Origin of the sequence: Streptococcus suis, assembly GCF_002964045.1 — a bacterium.
GTDB lineage: Bacteria > Bacillota > Bacilli > Lactobacillales > Streptococcaceae > Streptococcus > Streptococcus suis_U.
Map to the genome: position 1 here is coordinate 1 of NZ_POPB01000280.1, position 281 is coordinate 281.

The window sequence follows — 281 nt, forward strand, 5'->3', positions numbered from 1 at the left end:
AGGTTCGAGATGGTGAAGTAGAGACAGAGCGCATTTTCAAGTTGGCTGATTTAGTCCGGACTTGGGGATTGGCAGCGACTGGTTTATTGCTCTTTACTGCGGTCTTCTTGATTTCCAATACTATTCGAATTACCATTATTTCTCGTAGCCGTGAAATTCAGATTATGCGTCTGGTTGGTGCTAAAAACAGTTATATCCGTGGACCATTCCTCTGGGAAGGTGCCTGGGTAGGGTTCCTCGGAGCTATTTTACCTTCTGTTTTAGTCTATTCTCTTTATAAG

1 protein-coding gene is annotated in these 281 nt (G+C 43.4%); it reads left to right on the forward strand.

The annotated features are described in order from the left end of the window. A partial coding sequence (locus C1E99_RS03690; protein WP_153060154.1) for an FtsX-like permease family protein occupies nucleotides 1-281 on the forward strand: 281 nt, incomplete at both ends.